Annotated in this window: 15 protein-coding genes; 7 read left to right on the forward strand and 8 right to left on the reverse strand. The window is 70.2% G+C overall.

The features are described 5' to 3' along the window. Nucleotides 1–42 precede the first annotated feature (42 nt). Together ABD295_RS14980 and ABD295_RS14985 are read left to right on the forward strand one after the other, a co-directional pair. The gene (locus ABD295_RS14980) at nt 43–1,167 is read left to right on the forward strand and encodes a hypothetical protein (protein WP_344304585.1); all 1,125 of its coding nucleotides are present in this window, start codon (nt 43–45) and stop codon (nt 1,165–1,167) included. Further along, nucleotides 1,164–3,896, forward strand: coding sequence for a multicopper oxidase domain-containing protein (locus tag ABD295_RS14985; RefSeq protein ID WP_344304586.1), 2,733 nt, complete (start codon nt 1,164–1,166; stop codon nt 3,894–3,896). Before ABD295_RS14980 ends, ABD295_RS14985 begins: the two co-directional genes overlap by 4 nt. Here ABD295_RS14985 and ABD295_RS14990 read toward each other — a convergent pair. The 3 genes from ABD295_RS14990 to ABD295_RS15000 all read right to left on the reverse strand — a co-directional run bounded on the left by ABD295_RS14990 (nt 3,886) and on the right by ABD295_RS15000 (nt 8,770). Next, a complete protein-coding gene (locus ABD295_RS14990) occupies nt 3,886–4,968 on the reverse strand; it encodes a tellurite resistance/C4-dicarboxylate transporter family protein (protein WP_344304587.1) in 1,083 nt (360 codons plus the stop codon). The genes ABD295_RS14985 and ABD295_RS14990 overlap by 11 nt on opposite strands. 824 nt (nt 4,969–5,792) lie before the next feature. Continuing rightward, nucleotides 5,793–6,254, reverse strand: a complete 462-nt coding sequence (locus ABD295_RS14995; RefSeq protein WP_344304588.1) for a hypothetical protein — start codon at nt 6,252–6,254, stop codon at nt 5,793–5,795. Then, nucleotides 6,254–8,770 carry a molybdopterin oxidoreductase family protein gene (locus ABD295_RS15000; RefSeq protein WP_344304589.1) on the reverse strand — a complete coding sequence of 839 codons (2,517 nt, stop codon included), beginning with the start codon at nt 8,768–8,770 and terminating at the stop codon, nt 6,254–6,256. The genes ABD295_RS14995 and ABD295_RS15000 overlap by 1 nt, the downstream gene beginning before the upstream one ends. A gap of 145 nt (nt 8,771–8,915) precedes the next feature. Between ABD295_RS15000 and ABD295_RS15005 the strand changes: the two genes are divergently transcribed. From ABD295_RS15005 to ABD295_RS15015, 3 genes are read left to right on the forward strand one after another with little or no spacing between them, the layout of a single operon-like run. Continuing rightward, the gene (locus ABD295_RS15005; protein ID WP_344304590.1) at nt 8,916–9,383 is read left to right on the forward strand and encodes a MarR family winged helix-turn-helix transcriptional regulator; all 468 of its coding nucleotides are present in this window, start codon (nt 8,916–8,918) and stop codon (nt 9,381–9,383) included. Further along, nucleotides 9,380–10,441: a glucose 1-dehydrogenase gene (locus ABD295_RS15010; RefSeq protein WP_344304591.1), complete on the forward strand. Its 1,062-nt coding sequence runs from the start codon at nt 9,380–9,382 to the stop codon at nt 10,439–10,441. The genes ABD295_RS15005 and ABD295_RS15010 overlap by 4 nt, the downstream gene beginning before the upstream one ends. Next, a complete protein-coding gene (locus tag ABD295_RS15015) occupies nt 10,441–11,127 on the forward strand; it encodes a ZIP family metal transporter (RefSeq protein ID WP_344304592.1) in 687 nt (228 codons plus the stop codon). Before ABD295_RS15010 ends, ABD295_RS15015 begins: the two co-directional genes overlap by 1 nt. Before the next feature lie 365 nt (nt 11,128–11,492). Here the strand turns inward: ABD295_RS15015 and ychF are convergent, their stop codons facing one another. Further along, entirely contained in the window at nt 11,493–12,569 is a 1,077-nt protein-coding gene (gene ychF / locus ABD295_RS15020; protein ID WP_344304593.1) for a redox-regulated ATPase YchF, read from the reverse strand. Nucleotides 12,570–12,610: 41 nt separating this feature from the next. Between ychF and ABD295_RS15025 the strand changes: the two genes are divergently transcribed. Further along, nucleotides 12,611–13,114 (forward strand): PH domain-containing protein, encoded by a 504-nt coding sequence (locus ABD295_RS15025; RefSeq protein ID WP_344304594.1) that lies wholly within the window; start codon nt 12,611–12,613, stop codon nt 13,112–13,114. A 20-nt stretch (nt 13,115–13,134) separates the two neighbouring features. After that, nucleotides 13,135–14,661 (forward strand): PH domain-containing protein, encoded by a 1,527-nt coding sequence (locus tag ABD295_RS15030; RefSeq protein WP_344304595.1) that lies wholly within the window; start codon nt 13,135–13,137, stop codon nt 14,659–14,661. A 1-nt stretch (nt 14,662) separates the two neighbouring features. Here ABD295_RS15030 and ABD295_RS15035 read toward each other — a convergent pair whose 3' ends face one another. From ABD295_RS15035 to ABD295_RS15050, 4 genes are all read right to left on the reverse strand, one after another. Continuing rightward, nucleotides 14,663–15,475 (reverse strand): matrixin family metalloprotease, encoded by an 813-nt coding sequence (locus tag ABD295_RS15035; protein WP_344304596.1) that lies wholly within the window; start codon nt 15,473–15,475, stop codon nt 14,663–14,665. A 262-nt stretch (nt 15,476–15,737) separates the two neighbouring features. Next, the gene (locus ABD295_RS15040) at nt 15,738–16,574 is read right to left on the reverse strand and encodes a M57 family metalloprotease (RefSeq protein ID WP_344304597.1); all 837 of its coding nucleotides are present in this window, start codon (nt 16,572–16,574) and stop codon (nt 15,738–15,740) included. Between the two features lie 258 nt (nt 16,575–16,832). Further along, on the reverse strand, nt 16,833–17,900 hold the full coding sequence (locus tag ABD295_RS15045; RefSeq protein ID WP_344304598.1) for a beta propeller repeat protein: 1,068 nt from the start codon (nt 17,898–17,900) through the stop codon (nt 16,833–16,835). Nucleotides 17,901–17,943: 43 nt separating this feature from the next. Continuing rightward, nucleotides 17,944–19,251 (reverse strand): calcium-binding protein, encoded by a 1,308-nt coding sequence (locus ABD295_RS15050; RefSeq protein ID WP_344304599.1) that lies wholly within the window; start codon nt 19,249–19,251, stop codon nt 17,944–17,946. Nucleotides 19,252–19,268: the final 17 nt, after the last annotated feature.

Below are 19,268 nucleotides of genomic sequence, written 5' to 3' on the forward strand. Positions count from 1 at the left end.
GACCTCGGCGCCGGCCACGCTCCTCGCGTTCAGGCGTCGCTGGTGCCTCGGGTCGCGTTGCTGCTTCCCGCCGGGATCGCCCTGCTGGCTGGTCTGGACGCCGCGCTGATGCTCCTTGACCTGCCTGCCCCGGTGCGCGTTGACCGGCTGCCCGAGGTGCACGGCATGCTCATGGTCCTGGGCTTCGTGGGCACCTTGATCGCGCTCGAACGAGCCGTTGCCTTGCGCCGCGGCTTCGGCTTCGTCGCCCCTGCGCTGCTAGGCCTGGGCGCCCTGGTGCTGCTCTCGCCGGCACCGCTCGTGGTCGGCCGAGGTCTGCTCGCGGCCGGTGCCGCCGCGCTGGTCTGCCTGTACCTGCCGCTGTGGCGTCGACAGCGCGACGACGCGGTCCTGGTCCAGACCCTCGGAGCGGTGCTCGCCCTCGGTGCCGCCGTGCTGTGGCTGGGCGGGACCGACGTGCCGGACCTGGCGCCGTGGCTGGTCGGGTTCGTCGTGCTGACCATCGCCGGTGAGCGGCTCGAGCTCGCCCGGATCGCGATGGACCCTTCGGCCGGCAGCATCCTGGTGCTCCTCGCTTCGGGGCTGCTGGCCGGGATCGTGGCCGCCTTGCTGTGGCCGCGGCCGGGCACGGCGCTGCTCGGAGCGGCACTACTCATCCTGACCGGATGGCTCGCCACCCACGACGTCGCCCGACGCACCATCCACGCCCCCAGCCACAACTCCAGCCACAACTCGAGCCACAACTCGGGCCACAACTCGGGCCACAAGGGAGGGCTCCCCCGCTACATGGCCGGCTGCATGCTGGCTGGGTACTGCTGGCTCGGCGTCGCCGGTGGCATCTGGATGCTCGGCGGTCCGGCGACCGACGGCGTGCGCTACGACGCGGTGCTGCACGCGGTGTTCCTCGGGTTCACGCTGTCGATGATCATGGCCCACGCTCCGGTGATCCTGCCTGCGGTGCTGCGCCGGCCTCTGCCCTACCACCCGGCCCTCATCGCGCCGGCCGTGCTCCTGCACGGCTCCTTGGCGTTGCGGCTGTGGGTGGGCGACGCCCTCGGCAGCCACGGCGCCTGGGTCACCGGCGGCGTCCTCAACATCGTGGCCGTGCTGTCGTTCGTTGCCGTCGCGGTGGGATGCGCGATCCGCGGCACCCGGAGCCCGGCATGAGCAGCCCTCGTGAGCGGGCCCGCGTTGAGCAGGCCGGTGGTGAGCAGGCGGTGGTGAGCAGGCAGGGCAGCCGAGGCTTCTGGCCGCTGCGCGACCTGCCGGTGCTGGTCTGGTTGACGGCCACGGTCGTGGTGGCACTCGTGCACCCGTTCGTACCGGCGCCACGCTGGCTGATGATCCACCTGCTCATGCTCGGTGCGGTCAGCCACGCCATCCTGGTCTGGAGCCGGTACTTCACCGACGCGCTGCTGCACTCGGCCCACGAGGACCGCCGCGGCCAGAACCGGCGGCTGCTGCTGCTCAACGGTGGCGTCATCGCTGTCGTGATCGGCGTCCCCTCCGCTGTCTGGCCCCTCACTCTGCTCGGTGCGACCGCAGTCGGCTCCGCGGTCCTGTGGCACGGCTGGACGATCCTGCGCCGGCTGCGTGCGGCCCTGCCGGCCCGGTTCGGACCCTCGGTGCGCTACTACGTGGCCGCAGCCTGCTTCCTGCCCGTCGGCGCCGGCCTGGGCACCGCGCTCGCCCGCGGCCTCACCGATCCCTGGCACACCCGGCTGGTCGTCGCGCACGCGGCGGTGAACCTGCTCGGCTGGGTCGGTCTCACCGTGGTCGGCACGCTGGTCACCCTGTGGCCGACCATGCTGCGCACCAGGATCGCCGCGGGCGCCGAGCGGGCCGCGGCCCGGGCGCTCCCGGTGCTGGTCTGCTCGGTGCTGGTGACCGCGAGCGGCGCGTCCGCGGGCCTGCGTCCACTCGCCGCGATCGGGATCGCCGGATACGTGACCGGGCTGCTGCTCACCGCACCGGCGTTCGTCGACGCCCTGCGCCGCAAACCGCCCGCCGAGTTCCCGGCCTGGTCGGTCCTGGCCGGGCTGACCTGGCTGGTCGTCACCCTGATCACTCTCGGTGCGGGCATCGGCGCCGCGTCCTCCTGGCCTCGGGTCCATGAGGTGTTCGGCTGGCTGACGCCGTTCCTGGCCGCGGGCTTCGCTGCCCAGGTACTCCTCGGGGCCTTGTCCTACCTGGTCCCGGTCGCCCTCGGTGGAGGGCCGACGACGGTCCGGGCGGCGAACGAGGTCCTGGACCGCGGCGCACCGCTGCGTCTGGTGGTGACCAACGCCGGCCTGCTGCTGTGCGCACTGCCCGTGCCCAGCACCGTCCGGGTGCTCGCCTCGATCCTCGTCCTGGTCGCCCTCGCCTCCACGCTGCCGTTGCTGCTTCTCGCCGTGCGGGCCTCGCGTTCCGCGAAGGCGCACCCGACGAGTGCCCGAGAGAGCCGGCGAGTTCCGCTCGGCCGACCTGCTGGCCAGGTCTCCGGCCTCGCCGCGACCGGAGTCGCCCTCGTGGTCATGGCGGTTGCCGCGGGCGTCGCAGTCGACCCGGCCGCCATCGGCGGCAACACCGCCTCGGCCGCGGCCGGTGTCACCGCAACCGGCAAGACCACCACCGTCGAGGTCGCGGCGCACGACATGCGCTTCACCCCGGCCACCATCTCGGTGCCGGCCGGCAACCGACTGGAAATCGTGCTCACCAACACCGACGGGGAGGACGTGCACGACCTCGTCCTCGAGACCGGCGCCAACAGCGGCCGACTCTCCCCCGGTCAGACCGCACGCGTAGAGGTCGGAGTGGTGGGCCGCGACCTCGACGGCTGGTGCTCGGTCATCGGCCACAAGCAGATGGGCATGGTCCTCACCGTCCACGTCACCGGCGCCGTTGACGCGCCTGACACGGAAGCCGGGTCGTCCGGGGGTCACGCCGGCCACCAGCACGGGCCAGGCGGGAACGACGGCGACCCGTCCCACGCCGATACCGACGAGACCGGCGATACCGAGCCCACCTCGGCTACGGACAACCTGGATCTGATGGCCGATCCGTCACCGGGCTGGGCGGACCACGACGCTGCCTTGCCGCCGTTGCCGACGTTGCCGAGAAGCCGTGTGCACCGGCGTACGTTCGTGGTCCGAGACGTCGTACGCGAGGTCGCCCCGGGGGTCACCCAGCGACTGTGGACCTACGGCGGCACCGCCCCGGGTCCGGTGCTGCACGGGCGGGTCGGAGACCGGTTCGAGATCACCCTGACCAACGACGGGTCGGTCGGTCACTCGATCGACTTCCACGCCGGGGCACTCGCCCCGCAGCGTCCGATGCGCACCCTCGCACCCGGTCAGTCACTGACCTACCGGTTCCGCGCCACGCGCGCGGGGGTGTGGATGTACCACTGCTCCACCATGCCGATGTCGGCCCACATCGCCAACGGTCTCTTCGGCGCGGTCGTCATCGAGCCACCGCACCTGCCTCGAGTGGACCGCAGCTACCTGCTGGTGCAGTCCGAGCTGTACCTCGGCAACCAGGGCGGGGAGGTCGACGTCACCAAGCTGGCCGCCGAGGACCCGGACCTGGTCGTGTTCAACGGCTTCGCCAACCAGTACGACCACGCCCCTCTGACCGCGCGAGTCGGGGAACGGGTCCGGGTGTGGGTCCTCGACGCCGGCCCCAACCGTCCGACCTCGTTCCACGTGGTCGGTGGCCAGTTCGACACCACCTACGCCGAGGGCACCTACCTGCTGCGACGCGGCAACGGCGGGGCCCAGAGCCTCGGACTGCAGCCCGCCCAAGGTGGGTTCGTCGAGCTCAGCTTCCCCGAACCCGGTGACTACCCGTTCGTCTCGCACCTGATGATCGACGCCGAACGCGGCGCCCACGGGCTGTTCCGGGTCAGCCCTTGACCTTGGCCTCCAGCGGAGGCGGGTGCGGGCTGGTGGGAGCGACGACGGTTCGGAACAGGTGCACAAGCATGCTCGCAAAGACCAGGACGCACGCAGAGAACGCCACCCAGAGCTCGGCGCGGCCCACTGCCTCCACCACCGGCAAGTGGTCGGCCCGGCCCAGGTAGATCCCGGCAACGGCGTACATGCCGAGCGGAAAGATGATGCTCCACAGCGTCGCCTCATACCGCAGCGGCACCCGGCGCCGGACGTGACGCCACCAGCCTGCCGCGACCAGCACCGGAATCAACCAGGTTGCGAACGCCCACAACACCACGGCCAGTCCCGCGATCAGGTCCCGGGTGACCGCGACCATCGGCGCATCGGCCATCTCCACGATCCGGGCGCCGGCGAGCACGGTGACGGCCAGGGCGCCCATCGAGACCCAGTACGGCGGGGTCAGCTCCTCGGGGCCGAACTCGTACAGCATCAGCCGCAGCGAGACCAGTATCCCGGTCGCGCCGTACAGGAACACTCCGACCGACCACGACATGATCGCCAGCACCGCGAGCTCGCGTCGCACGGGGTCGAAGACCGGTTCGATGGTGGCCGCCGCCACCGCGACGGACTGGCTGGCCACCACCCAGATGAACCAGGCGCCGTTGGCGGTAGCCAGCACGGGGCGTTCTTGGCGACCCAGCACTGCGGTCCAGGGCACCACGTAGCCGAGGGCCAGCCAGGCGACACCCGCGAGGACGAGCAGCACCGCGGTCGCCTCGTGCAGGCCAGCAAGCCCCAGTCGGACCCCGAGCACATTGGTGCCGGCAACGAATGTGAAGAACCCGAACCCCCGGCGCGGATCGGTGAACTCCTCGACCACCGCGCTCCGGTAGGCGACCAGCCGCCAGCCGGTCAACGCCAACAGCACGACGAACGCTGAGCAGCACACGCCCAACAGCACCGCGGACAAGATGTAGTAGCGCTCAAGGTGCATCCCGACCGACAGGATGCCCGTGGCCATCACGAGCGCGAAGTAGCCAGGCGTCAGCCCCTCGACAGCACGGCCGACGCGATCACGGAGTCCATCCGCCACGCTCGGAGTTTCGCACGCAGGGGTGCTCGCTGATCGGGACGCAGCTCCGCACTAGCCTCGATCTGCGAGACGACCGACCGCGGGACGTGCGTTCATCGCAGTCAGATGGCGTCCTCGGGGATCACTGAGGAGCGGACCAGGTCGGCGGGACTGAAGACGTTCGCGCTCGACTCCGGCGGTCCGCACGGAAGGCGCCACGTGTGTGAAGTCATCGGATTCGCACGGCTACGGTCAGAAGAACGACCGAGTCTTCGACCGCTTCGAGCGCGTGGCGGGAGTCGGGGATGACGATCAGGTCTCCGGGTGATCCGTTCCATCGATCCTTCCCGGCCACGAGAGTGACGCGACCGTGGAGAACCTGAAGGGTGGCTTCGCCGGGGCTTTCGTGCTCGTCGAGGTTGCTCCCCGCTCGGAGGGCGACGAGCGTCTGGCGCAGTACACGTTCGTGGCCCCCATAGATCGTGTGAGCGCTGCGCCCGCTGGACGAAGTCGAGGCCGTTTCAAGATGGTGACGAACAAGTGCCGTGAGCGACTCTTTTTGCATGGGATCTCCTCATTGCTGAATGCATCGGTCTACTACGAACTGTGGTCACGCCGGGCGACGGGTTTGGTCGAAGTCGCTACGGGCGCCTGGTCGGCAGAGCTTCCGTCACACGATCTGCTACGGCAACGCTGTCCCGGTCGACAGTGTGGTGTACCCAGACCTCGGTGATGCAGTTAGCCGATACAGACGTGCATGCAGATCAGGTGCTCGGGACGGTCGCCAAGCATCAGGTGCACAACTCCTCCCTAGGAGATCGATGATCAACTGGCTCAACGCGACGTCACGGGGCGACGAGGAGCGCTTGGGGTGCCGCGACCTTCATCCGGGTGGTGAGCCAGGTGAGCTGGCGGGAGGTCTGAGCGTTGGAGCTGGTGGCGACTTGGAGCAGCTCGTGGTCACGCAGCCCTTGCGCTCCCTGGGCGATCACGGTCCAGGTCGTCTGGACCAGGATGGCCAGGACGTGAAGGTCCTGCAGGTCGCGCACCAGCCCGATCTCGCCTTTCCGGGCCTCGACGAGCCCCGCGACGTGCAACCGTGCGGGTTCGTCGACGTCGGCCTCGCCGTAGCGCGCGATCACGGGCGCGAGGGCACGCCGGTTGTCGTCGGCCCAGCCGGCCAGCAGGTGGCAGGTGTGGAACACGTCGGCCACGCGCGCGTGGCCCTGCGCGACCGTGCGGAACGACTCGGCGAGGGTCCGCTCGCTGTGGTCCGCGAGCCCGATGTACGTCGTAAGGTGCGGCATCAATGGTCCTCGCGCGATGGGTCGAGCGGGTAGCTCGGGATGTCGGTCAGCACGGTGCTCGACGTGGCGCCGCCCCCACTGGTGGGGACGGGTCTGCGACGCGGCCCCCGGTCGACGGCGGGGGCCGACGCGGTGGTGGTCGGGGCCGGGGCGGGGGCGTCCCCAGCGCGGAGACGGGTCACCTGGCAGGCAGCGGTCTTGAAGGTCGGTTGCTTCGACACCGGGTCCCACACGGTCATGGTGAGCTCGTTGGCGAGCCGGTGGTCGGCGTCGTCATGTCCCCCTCCCCCGTCCTTCGCGCTCGGCTCGTAGTGGCCGTAGTGGAACGGGGCGAACACCGCGCCCTGCATGACGTCGCCGACCCGCGCGCAGACCTCGATCGCCCCGCGCGGGGACTCCACGCGGACCCAGTCCCCCTCGGCGATGCCGCGATCGTCCGCGTCGGTCGGCGAGATCTCGACCCACGCGTCGGGTGCGGCGCGGTTGAGGTCCCCGGAGCGGCCTGTCTTGGTGCGCGTGTGGAAGTGGTACACGGTGCGGCCGGTGGTGTAGCGCAGCGGGTAGTCGGCCGACGGCTCCTCGTGCGGAGGCGTGTATGGCGCTCCCTTGAGGAAGGCGCGGCCGGCGGGTCGTAGCGCGCGGTGCTCGGTCTCGGTGACGGTGCCGCCGGTGGCGAGGTCGTGGCCGTAGGTCTCGCAGTAGTCGGTGTCGGTGGGGAAGACGCCGTCGGCGTAGAGGCGGTCCGTGCCGTCGGGGTGCTCGTCGTTGACCGGCCACGGGATCCCGGTGGGACCGCGGAGCTTGTCGTAGGACAGACCGGTGTAGTCGACCGGCCTGCCTCCGGTCACGGCCTTCCAGGCGTCGAACGCCTCCTCGGGCGTGCGCCACTCGATGAGCGGGCGGCCTGAGCTGGTGGTGAACCCCATCGCGTCGGCATACATCACGAAGATGTCCAGGTCGCTGCGAGCCTCGCCCGGTGGGTCCACGGCCTTCTCCGAGAGGTGGACCGTCCGGTTGACGTTGGTGAAGCATCCGGTCTTCTCCCCCCACCCGGCGGCCGGGAGCACGACGTCCGCGAGCTCGGCGGTCTCGGTGAGGAAGAGGTCCTGCACGACCACGAAGCATTGTTCGCCACCGAGGATCCGTCGGATCCGCGCCGACTCCGGCATCGACACGGCCGGGTTGGTTGCCGATATCCAAAGGAACTCTATGGAGCCGGTCTCGACGTAGGAGAAGATCTGCATGGCGTGGGTCGGCGGCGCCCAGTGCGGGATGACCATGGGGTCGACGTCCCACGCGGCGGCCAGCTCCTGCACGTGCCTGGGGTTGTCCCAATTGCGGAACCCCGGGAGGTCGCCGTCGGCGCCGCACTCGCGGTTGTTCTGCGCGGTGGGCTGACCGTTCATCTGCAGCACCCCCGCACCGGGCCGCCCGATCATCGCGCGCAAGAGGTGGAGGTTGTGCACGGCGACGGAGGCGGCGGTGGCCTGGTGGGACTGGTAGAAGCCCTGCAGCACCGTCGACAGCACGTTGTCGCTCTCGCCGAAGATGCGGGCGGCGCGGCGCAGGTCGTCCGCGTCGACTCCACACACCGCGGCGACGTGCTCCGGCGTGCACGGCTCGACGACTTGGCGGAGGTCGTCCACGCCGATCGTGTGGGCGCCCACCCATGCGTCGTCGACCCACTCGTTGGCGAACAGCTCGCGGGTCAGCCCGTTCATCAGGGCGAGGTTGGTGCCTGCTCTGGGCGCGAGGTGGACCCCGCCCGTGCGCTCCGCCTCGAGCGCTACCAGGGTCCGGCGAGGGTCGACGCACACGATCCTTGGGGGGTCCTCGGCCCGGGTGCGGTCGAGGATGCGGGCCCACAGCACGGTCTGGGTCTCCGGCATGTTGTGGCCGTAGAGGAAGATCGCGTCGCAGTGCTCGATGTCGGTGTACGACCCCGGCTGACCATCGGCGCCGAACGACTCCTTGAACGCCGCTGCACTGGTGGCGGTGCAAAGACGGGTGTTCCCGTCCATGTGAGGTGTCCCGAGGCCTGCCTTCCCGATGACGGCGAGGGCGTAATACTCCTCGAGGAACAACTGGCCCGAGGTGTAGAACCCGTGGCTCAGCGGCCCCTTCTCCTCCAGCAGTGACGTCGATCGGTGCACGATGCGGTCCATGGCGGTCTGCCAGTCGGTCTCGACCAGCCGGCCGCCCTCGCGCACCAGCGGCCGGGTCAGCCGGTCACCGGCACTGGCCCACGGCGTCGACCCGTACAGACCCTTGGGGCCCAGCCGTCCGTGGTTGACCACGTCGGTCGCACGGCCACGCACACCCACCATCCGGCCGTCGCGCACGGCGATGTCGACACCGCAGCCGTTGCTGCACAGCAGGCAGGCGGACTGCACCCACCTGTCGACGTCTCCTTCGCGCACGCCTTCGTCGAGGTACTGGTCGACGCGGGCCGGCCAGACGGTGCCCCGTGAGTGCGGCGTGCGGGTCCCGTAGATGTCGGCGATCCGGTCGCTCACGTCGACGCTCCTCTGCACCTCGCCCAATTATATGCTGTGCCGCATATACTTGGAGTGTGACACGGTCGCGAAGCCTCCTGCAGCCCCGCAGGGGTGTGGCGCGTGGTGCCTCGCTCGACGGCCCACCCAGGAGGAACGGAGCACTATGACCGACGCAGAAGCCGCCGCCACGGCGTTCATGACCGCCAGCCGGGCACTGCTGGGGATGTCGCTGAGGTCCGTCGCGGCGGCCCCGGTCCCGTTGACGGTCCCGCAGCACCGACTGCTCGTCCTCGTGTCCGCCGATGGGCCGCGCCGGATCGGGGCCCTGGCCGACGACCTGGGGGTCGACCAGTCCAACGCAAGCCGGCTGGTCGCCCGCCTCGCCGAGCAGGGTCTCGTGCAGCGGGTGACCGACCCGACCGACCGTCGGGCCTCGGTCGTGGAGGCGACGACGGCCGGGTTGCGCGTGCTGGACGCTGTCAGCGAGCACCGGCTGCGCGAGCTGCGCGTCGTCGTCGACGCGATGCCGCCGAAGACGTGGCGGCCCGCCATCCAGGTGCTGCGCGCGTTCAACGCGGCAGCCCATGAGACCGAGGCCGTCGCGACAGCCACCGACGGGCAGGACCGATGAGAGCACTGACCGTCGAGCCCGGCACGCCCGGGTCGCTGCGCCTGGACGAGCTACCCGACCCCGCGCCGGGCGACGGCGAGCTCCTCGTGCGCGGGCTCGCGATCGGGGTCTGCGGCACGGACAAGGAGATCACTCGCGGCGACTACGGCTGGGCACCGCCCGGACACCAGCGCCTCGTGCTGGGCCACGAGTCCCTCGGTCGTGTCGAGCAGGCGCCCCTCGGCAGCTCGTTCGGCCGCGGGGACCTCGTCATCGGCGTCGTACGCCGCCCCGATCCCGAGCCGTGCGGGGCCTGCGCGGTCGGCGAGTGGGACATGTGCCGCAACGGCCGCTATACCGAGCGTGGCATCAAGGAGCTGCCCGGTTTCGGCAGCGAGTGGTGGACGGTCCCCGAGCAGTACGCAGTGCGCGTGGACGACGCCCTCGGACTGGCGGGGGTCCTCACCGAACCGACCAGCGTCGTCGCCAAGGCGTGGGAGCAGGTGGTCCGCGTCGGCGAGCGTGCTTGGTTCGACCCCCGCAGGGTGCTCGTCACCGGCGCGGGACCGATCGGGCTGCTGGCAGCGATGATCGGCGTGCAGCGCGGCCTCGACGTGCACGTCCTGGACCGAGTCACCGACGGGGTCAAGCCCGACCTTGTCCGCGACCTCGGCGCGACCTACCACCACACGAGCGTCGACCAGGTCGTCGCCCGGGCGCGACCCGACGTGGTCATCGAGGCGACCGGCGCAGGGTCGGTCGTCTTGGACACGATCGCCGGAACCGCGTCCTACGGCATCGTCTGCCTGACCGGGGTGTCCCCGCGCGGACGCACGCTGAGCCTGGACGCCAGCGGCCTCAACCGCACTCTCGTGCTCGAGAACGATGCGGTCATCGGATCCGTGAACGCCAACCTGCGCCACTACCAGGCCGCCGCCACGGCCCTAGCCGCCGCTGACAGCGAGTGGCTGCACCGGCTGATCACCACGACCGTCCCGCTCGACGACGCGCTCTCTGCCTTCGAAGGCCCCGGAGAGGACGTCAAGGTCGTCATCACCCTGGACGAGGACCTCACCTGATGTGGACGACCGTCCTCTACGCCACCGGCGCCTCCCTGCCGTTGCTCGTCGGTGCCGTCGTCGGCGTTCGGTGGCAGCCACCGCCGCGCCTGGTGGCGTCCGTGCTCGCCTTCGCGGCTGGGGCGCTCATCGTGTCCGCGTCCTTCGAGCTGTTCGAGCCCGCCTACGAAGGAGGCGGTGCGTGGCGGGCCGGGTTGTCGTTCGGGGCAGGTGCGCTGGTCTTCGTGCTCGCCGACACGTGGCTGGACCGCCGCACCTCGGGAAGTGCCGCAGGCCTGGCGCTGCTCGCCGGGGTCACGCTCGACGGGATCCCGGAGAACACCGCCCTCGGGGTCTCTCTCAACGGCACGGCCAGCCTCGCGTTGCTCGTCGCCGTCTTCGTCAGCAACTTCCCCGAGGCCCTGACCGGCGCGCGCAGCATGGTCGACCGCGGACGCAGCCCGAGGCTCGTCGTCGGCGTCTGGTGCGCCGCGACCGTGCTGCTCGCCGGGTCGGTGTTCGCCGGCCGTTACCTCTTCGCCGGGCTCGACCCAGCAGCACTTGCCTATCCCCTCGCCTTTGCCGGTGGCGCGGTACTCGCCTCGGTCATCGACACGTTGGCCCCCGAGGCCTTCGGCGAGGGCGGCCCGGCCATCGCGCTGGCCAGCGCAGCCGGGTTCGTGACGGGCTTCCTGCTCAGCCTATGACGCAGATTCCTCACCCGCGCGGGACCCGCCACACCGAGTCCTTCCTCTACGCCGGGTGGCGAGCGCGCTGGTGCGCGACTACGTCGAGCGACTCCGACGCGGCGAGCGGATCCCGCGCGCGGCGCTTGCCGAGCGCGAGGACTAGGTGGTCACGCTGTCGCCGAGGGGCACTCATCGCGCGAGATCGCCGCGGCGCTGGTGATCAGCGTGAAGACCGTCGAGAAGCACCTGCGCGACCGTGATTGCCAAGCTCGGGATGCGCGACGCACCGAGCTCACGCGGTACGCCGTCCGGGCCGGCCTGATCGCGCCCTGAGCCTGCTCCTCGCGTTCAAGGGGACGACGGCAGCGCGCAACCGCGCCTACTCACACGTTGAAGCGGAACTCCACGACGTCGCCGTCCTGCATGACGTAGTCCTTGCCCTCCATGCGGACCTTGCCGGCCTCGCGAGCCTTCTGGAGCGAACCGAGGGCGACGAGGTCGTCGTACGACACGATCTCGGCCTTGATGAAGCCCTTCTGGAAGTCCGTGTGGATCACGCCTGCGGCCTCGGGGGCGGTGGCGCCCTTGCGGACCGTCCAGGCGCGGGTCTCCTTGGGGCCGGCGGTGAGGTAGGTCTGCAGGCCGAGGGTGTCGAAGCCGACTCGGGCGAGGACGTCGAGCCCGGGCTCGTCGACGCCCATCTCCGCCAGCATCTCGCGGGCCTCGTCGTCATCACCCAGCTCGACCAGCTCGGCCTCGAACTTCGCGTCGAGGAAGATCGCCTCGGCCGGCGCGACGAGCTCGCGCATCTTGTCCTTGAGAGCCTCGTCGGCGAGCTCGTCGGCGTCGCAGTTGAAGACGTAGAGGTAGGGCTTGGCGGTGAGCAGGGACAGCTCGCGGATCAGGTCGCGGTCGATCGTCGTCGCGATGATCGGGGTGCCGGCCTCGAGCGCCTCGAGCGCCTCCTTGGCCGCGGCGAGCACCGGGCCGAGCTCCTTCTTGCCGCGGGCCTCCTTCTCCAGCCGCGGGATCGCCTTCTCGACCGTCTGCAGGTCGGCGAGCACGAGCTCGGTCGAGATGGTGGACAGGTCGGAGGCGGGGTCGACCTTGCCGTCGACGTGGGTGACGTCCTCGTCGCGGAAGACCCGCGTCACCTGGCAGATGGCGGCCGACTCGCGGATGTGCGCGAGGAACTTGTTGCCCAGGCCCTCGCCCTCCGATGCGCCGCGCACGATGCCCGCGATGTCCACGAACTCCACGGTCGCGGGCAGGATCTTGGCCGACCCGTGGATCTCGGCCAGCTTGGCCAGCCGGTCGTCGGGGACGCCCACGACGCCGACGTTCGGCTCGATCGTGGCGAACGGGTAGTTCGCGGCGAGGACGTCGTTCTTGGTCAGCGCGTTGAAGAGCGTCGACTTGCCCGCGTTGGGCAGTCCGACGATGCCGATGGTGAGAGCCACGTGGCGTAACTGTACGAGGGCGGAGCCGTAGGGTCGTCATCGTGAGCAGCCGTCCCGCGATCGACGCCGCGCTCCGCGAGCCCGCCCACCAGGTCTCGCCGCGTGCGATCGGTTACTGGCGCGTCGGGGCCGGCATCAACCTGACCTTCTGGGTGGTCGCGGCGATCGTCTGGTACCTCCTCTCCCCCCACCCGTGGTGGGCGGTCCTCATTGCCGTGGCGGTCGTGGCCGTCTCGGCGGCGTACGCCGTCGTGATGCCGACCTTGCGCTATCGCATCCACCGCTGGGAGGTGACGCCCGACGCCATCTTCACCAGGTCCGGCTGGCTCTCCCGCGAGCAGCGGATCGCACCACTGAACCGCGTCCAGACGGTGGACTCCCACCAGGGCGCGCTGATGCGGGTCTTCGGGTTGAGCTCGATCACCATCACCACGGCCTCGGCGGCCGGACCCATCAGCATCGACTGCCTCGACCACGAGGTCGCGCGTCGCGTCGTGGGCGAGCTCACGGAGATCACTTCCGCCGCCGAGGGCGACGCGACGTGACCCAACCGATGACCCAACCGATGACCCAGCCGACCCCCGACGAGGGTTGGCAGCGGCTCGACGCGCGAATGCTGCTGGTCCACCCGGTGAAGGTGCTCCGGCAGTTCCTCGTGCCCGCGGTCATCGGCATCGTCGGCGTGCGCAGCAGCAGCGGCGACTGGCCGTTGTGGATGCTGCCCGTCGCCGGGGTCGGCGCGGTGTTGATCGGCTCGCTGCCCTGGTTGACGACCCGCTTCAGGATCACCGACACGCAGTTCCAGCTGCACTCGGGCCTGGTCAACAAGACGCAGCTCACCGCTCCCCTCGACCGGATCCGCAGCGTCGACCTCGAGTCCTCCCTGCTGCACCGCCTGCTCGGCCTCGCGAAGGTCGAGATCGGGACCGGCGTGGACGACACACGGATCAACCTCGACGCGCTCGCAGCGCCGCAGTCGCAGGAGCTGCGGCGCGTGCTCCTTGCCCGCCGGTCGGCCGCGCTCGCCGAGGACCCTGCGGACGACGCCGTGCGTCTCCAGGACGTCCTCGCCGACGGGCACCCCGAGACCGTGCTCGTGCGGATCGACTGGGCCTGGCTCCGCTTCGCGCCGTTCAGCCTGTCCAGGCTGGCCGTGGTCGCCGGTGCCGTGGGTGTCCTGAGCCAGTTCGGCGACTCGCTGCCGTTCCTCGACCAGGACAGCCTCGAGAGCGGCTGGAACTGGGTGGTTGGCTTCGCGATCTGGTTGGTGGTGCTGGTGGCGCTGGTCGCCGGTGCGCTCGCCTGGACCGCCATCTCGGTGGCGGGCTACGCGCTGCAGTGGTGGGACTTCGTGCTGGCCCGCGAGCCCGGGCGGCGCCCCGGCCAGCTGGGCAACCTGCGCCTCACCGCCGGTCTCTTCACCACTCGCTCGACCACGGTCGAGGAGGCCAGGATCCGTGGTGTCGAGCTCGACGAGCCCGTGCTGCTGCGCGTGGTCGGCGGCGCAGAGCTGTCGACGCTGGCGACCGGAGTCGGTGAGAGCGGCGTGACGAAGGTCCTCCCACCGTGCCCGGTCGAGGTCGCCACCGGCGTGGGCGGCGCCCTCCTGGAGGACGACGCCCCGCTGCGCCTCCCCCTCGTCCCTCACGGACCCGCGGCCCGGCGCCGCTGCCACGTCCGCGAGCAGTGGGGGACCCTGGTCTTCACCGCGGCCGCCATCGCGGCGACCGCCGTGCTCGACCTGGGCTGGTGGCTGCCGGTGCTGGTGTTCGCGCTCTGCGCCGTCACCGGGGCGCTCACCGCCGAGGCTGAGTACGCCCACCTCGGGCACGCGATGACGCGCGGGCACCTGGTGGCGGGCTCAGGCAGCTGGACCCGCACGAGGACCGCCCTCGAGATCGAGGGCGTCATCGGCTGGGTCGTCCAGCAGAACCTCTTCCAGCGCCGGGCAGGCCTGGCCACGCTGGTCGCGACGACGGCCGCAGGAGCGGAGAAGGTCGTCGTGCGCGACGTGCCCGAGCGTCTCGGCGTCGCTCTCGCGAACGCCGCGACGCCCGGGCTGTTGTCGCCGTTCCTGGATCAGGACCGCTAGGTCACGGACCGTAGAGCAGGGCCGCGCCCTGACGGTCGGTGGCGGTCATGCTCAGGTCGCTCGAGGAGCCGTTGCACTGGGGGTAGTGCATGATCGACGCCCGGTCGTAGGGCGTCAGCGCGCGCCAGTTGTTGTCCTCGAAGCAGGTGCCGGCCTCGGGCCGGGTGTGCTCGTGGCGGAAGCCGAGGATGTGGCCGAGCTCGTGGGCCAGGATGTTGGACGGCGTCCACGATCCGCTGGTCTGCAGGGACCTGGCGTTGACCAGGACGTTGCGGGCGCTCTTGGGATAGCTCGGGAAGAACGCACGGGCGATGTACTGCTGCGTCCTGGTCGGCTCGACCGAGAAGACGACGCTGTTGTTGCGCGTCGTGCAGTTGGCGTCCTGCGCCGGCACGTAGGTGAAGTCGACGTTGGCCGCCGCCTCCCACTGCGCGGCACCGGCGGCCATCGCGTTGACCACGGCGGCGTAGTCACGGCTGAACTTCGTGCTCACGCAGTAGGTCAGCAGGTTCTGTCCGTTGTTCGTCCAGGCGTCGTCCACGCCGCCCACCGTGTTGACGATCAGCTCCTGCTCGAAGCCGACCATCGAGCGGTAGTACGCCTTCAGTGCCTTCTTGTCGAGGACCGGTTCGTCCCCGTTGACGACGTAGACGCCGGTCTTGTCCTGGAACGTCGACTTCTCGAACTCCTTGAACGTCGGCACCTTGCGGTCCTTGGCCGTGCTGGCCTCCGCAGTGGTGGTCGTCGACCCGAGGGTCAGCGCGAGCAAGGCCGCCGAGACGGCGGCGATCCCGAGAGTGCGCATGCGCTTCATGCATTTCCTCCTGATGAAGCGGCCCCGAACAGATACAGCCACGAGATGGCGTAGGAGACCGTCGGGCGACGGGGGGGCCGCAGGGGAAAGTCAAACCACCACTACGAAAGTGTCGCTATCCGGCGGTGGTAACGAAACGATAACGATAGTGACCGTTCGGTCGGTTGGTGGACAGGCCGAGGCCCCCACCCGCCGCGACGGCGGGTGGGGGCGTCGGTCGGGTGCGCCGGGCCCTAGGCGGCCCTCGTCCCGGACGCGGTCGTCACCCGCCGTACAGGTACGCCGCGCCCTGCGCGTCGTACCCCGAGAACCGCAGGTCCGAGGACCCGCCGTTGCACTGCGGGTAGTGCATGATCGAGACGCTGTCGTAGGGCGTCAGGGCGTACCAGTTGTTGTCCTCGAAGCAGGTGCCGGCCTCGGGTCGGGTGTGCTCGTGGCGGAAGCCCAGCGTGTGGCCGAGCTCGTGGCCGAGGATGTTGCCCGGCGTCCAGGAGCCGCTGCTCTGCAGCGAGACCGCGTTGACCAGCACGTTGCGCTGGCTGTCGGGGCTGCTCGGGAAGAACGCCCGGGCGATGTACTGGTTGGTCGAGGTCGGCTCGACGGAGAACAGCACGGTGTTGTTGCCGGTCCAGCAGTTGCCGTCCTGCGTCGACACGTGCGTGAAGTTCACGTTGGCGGCGCTCTCCCAGAGCGCTGCGCCCTGGTTCATCGCGTTGACGACGACGTTGTAGTTGGAGCCGAAGGCCGTGCTCACGCAGTAGGTGAGGTTGTTGGCCCGGGAGGAGCTCCACGCGTCGAGGTAGCCCCCGACGGTGTTGACGATGAGCGAATGGTCCCAACCCCGCATCATCCGGTAGTACGCCTTGAGCTCCTTCTTCGTCTTGACCGGCTCGTCGCCGTTGACGATCCAAGGCCCGCCCTTCTCCTTGAAGGTGTCGGCCTTGAACTCCTTGAAGGAGGGGATGCGATCGGTCGATGCTTTCGCCTCGGCGACGTCGGCCCCCTGATCAGCGCCGGCCGGGGCTGCCGTGAGGCCGGCGCCGAGGACCACAAGACCGGCCACTGCCGCTCCGATCTGACAGATACGACTGCGCAACATGCGCCACTTCTTCCTGTTGGGTGTGGGTGGATTCGTTTGCGTGGTGCATCTGTCGACCCGCGACCCAACGCAGCGACACGCCTCGGCACGGCGCGCGGGTCTTGTCGGACCCTGCCGGTGAGGCACTGCTGTGGAGCTTCTTCCGCGACGAGAGCCGCGGCCCGAGAGATGGTGCGAACGTAACAAGAAACCCACCCCGACCTTGGTCGGGGTGGGCCCTGCGGAGGTCGTGCGTCGACCACCCGTCCGGGTGGTTCTTCAGTGGCGCAGGATCGCCACCGCTCCCTCGGCGCCCGAGGCCCAGCAGCTGCCGTCGGCGGCGCACATCACGGCGTCGAAGGAGCCTTTGTCGAAGGGCTTCCACGTCTTGCCACCGTCGTGGGTGACGTCACTGCCGGTGGGTCCGACCGCGACCGCCACCGGCTTCCTGCCGGGCAGCCAAGCCACACCGGAGCGGTAGCCGCCGAGGTCGCCGCCTCGCGTCCAGCGCAGGCGGGCGCCGTACGCCGACATCCGCTCGCCGTTGTCCGGGTCGGTGAAGTCGCCGCCGACGGCCAGCCCCTGCTTGGCGTCCTTGAACGCGAGCGAGAAGACGCCGCCGGCCTCGGCGGCCGGGATCGGGCTCCTCTTCACCTTCCACGTCGTGCCCCAGTCCTTCGAGAAGAAGATCCGGCTGGCGCCACCGCCGCTGGCGAAGTAGGCGTGCTTCTCGCCCGCGGTGACCAGGCAGGTGCCGCTCGCCGCGAAGCCGAACTCGCCCTCGACCGCCTTCGGCATCCCCTTGCGCGGCAAGACCGACCAGGTGAGGCCGCCGTCCTCGGTCCTGGCGATGCGGAACTTGCCGTCGACCGGGTCGCTCATCGCGAGGCCGTGGACGCCGTCGGCGTACATCGCCATGCAGTCGTAGAACGCGGCCTGGTCGCGGTTGGTGAACGTGCGCGCCCAGGTCGCACCGCCGTCGGTGGTCCGGTAGATCCGCGACTGGCGGCCCGGCCCGATCGCGAGGACCTGCGCGGTGTTCGCGTCGACGGCCTCGACGTCCCGGAAGAGCAGCGGCTTCTTCAGCTCCGGCCCGACCTTGTCCCAGGTCTTGCCGGCGTCGGTCGTGCGCCACACGCCGCCCTCGCTGCCGCCGACCCACGCGGTGGTCGCGTCGACCGCCGCGAGCCCGCGGAAGCCCTGCTTGGTCTTGATGTCCACGTGCTTCCAGGAGGGCGGTGACATGTGCTGGGCTCTCACCTCGTCAGATTGGCCGGCCGCGGTCGCGGACACGGTCGGCGCGATGAGAAGGGTCAGTGCCGTCAGGATCCCGAGTCTGAGTCGCATCCGCCCACCCTGGCCCGATCGCCTCGGGCCTGTCCAGCACCGCTCAGCCGGTCTTGACCTTGAAGGTCTTCTTCGACGGAGTCGCGTCCTTGAGCCCACCGGCCACCGCCCGCACCGACAGCTTGTGCTTGCCCGGATCGAGCTTCTTGGTCTTCACCGTGTACGGCGACGTGCAGGCCTTCCACGCCTTCTTGTCCAGCCTGCACTCGAAGGTCGCACCCGCCGACGGTGACGAGAACTTGAACTTCCCCTTGCCGGGCTTCGTCACCGAGTCCGGACCCTTCACCACGCCCGTCGTCGGCGCCACGGGAGCAGGCGGGGCAGGCGGCACCGCAACCGGCGGCAGCTGCACCGCCTCACAAGCCACCACCACATCGACGGCATCGGCGACCACCGTGTCGTTACCTGCCCCGCAGTCGACCCGGTCGGCCACCCCGTCGCGCGCCTGGACCGTGTCGTCACCATCACCGGCCTCTAGCAGGTCGACACCGCCGTTGCCGGTCAGCGTGTCCTGGTCCGCGCCGCCGAGGAGCGTGTCGTCGAAGGCGCCGCCGACGATCGTGTCGTTGCTGGCGAAGCCCCGCACGTGCTGGCGACCGGGGAACGCCGAACCGTCGAAGACGTGCGTGCCCTGGCGCATCAGCGTCAAGTAGAGCTGCTCGAAGCCGGTCATCGTGCTGGTGGGCAGCGTCGTCCCGTCGACGGTGAACGTGACACCGTTCGCGGTCACGACGATCGTCGCGTCCACACCGACGACGCCCTTGTCGAAGTCCCACTCCCAGGTGTCCGTCCCCGACCCGCCGTCGACGCCTCCGGCGGTGAGCGAGTTCACGAACCGGTCGTCACCAGGACCTCCGGAGCCGACGCCGTTGGACTGCAGCTCGACGATCGTGTCGTCGCCGAGGCCGCCACCCGACGTGAGACCGCCGATCAGGAGGTCGGATCCTTCGCCACCCGAGATCGTGTCGAGCGTGTCTGCGCGGATCAGGTCTCCCAAGGGCGATCCGTAGACGGTGTCCGCCGCGGGCGTCTGTGTGAAGAGGTCCTCGTCGGCGCGGATCGTGACCTGGGTGAGCACGGGGAACGCGGCCGACGTGACCTCGGACAGGTCGATGGTGTCGGTGCCCCCGTTGCCGATCACCGTCAACGACTCCAGCGTGCTGCACGGACTCCCGGGGGCAGCGGCACCCGAGGCGCTCAGGTTGCCCGTCTGGCAGAAGGGCGTCACCGTGTCGCCGTTGTTGTCGCTCTGGACCGTGCCGCCCGACACGGAGACGGTGGCAGCTGCCGGGCTCGCGGTGGCGACGACGAGGACGGCGGCCGCTGCTGCAGGGGACCAAAGTCGCTTCATGGCGCGACTTTCCCCGG

The sequence above is a fragment of the Nocardioides bigeumensis genome, assembly GCF_039531755.1.
Taxonomy (GTDB): domain Bacteria; phylum Actinomycetota; class Actinomycetes; order Propionibacteriales; family Nocardioidaceae; genus Nocardioides; species Nocardioides bigeumensis.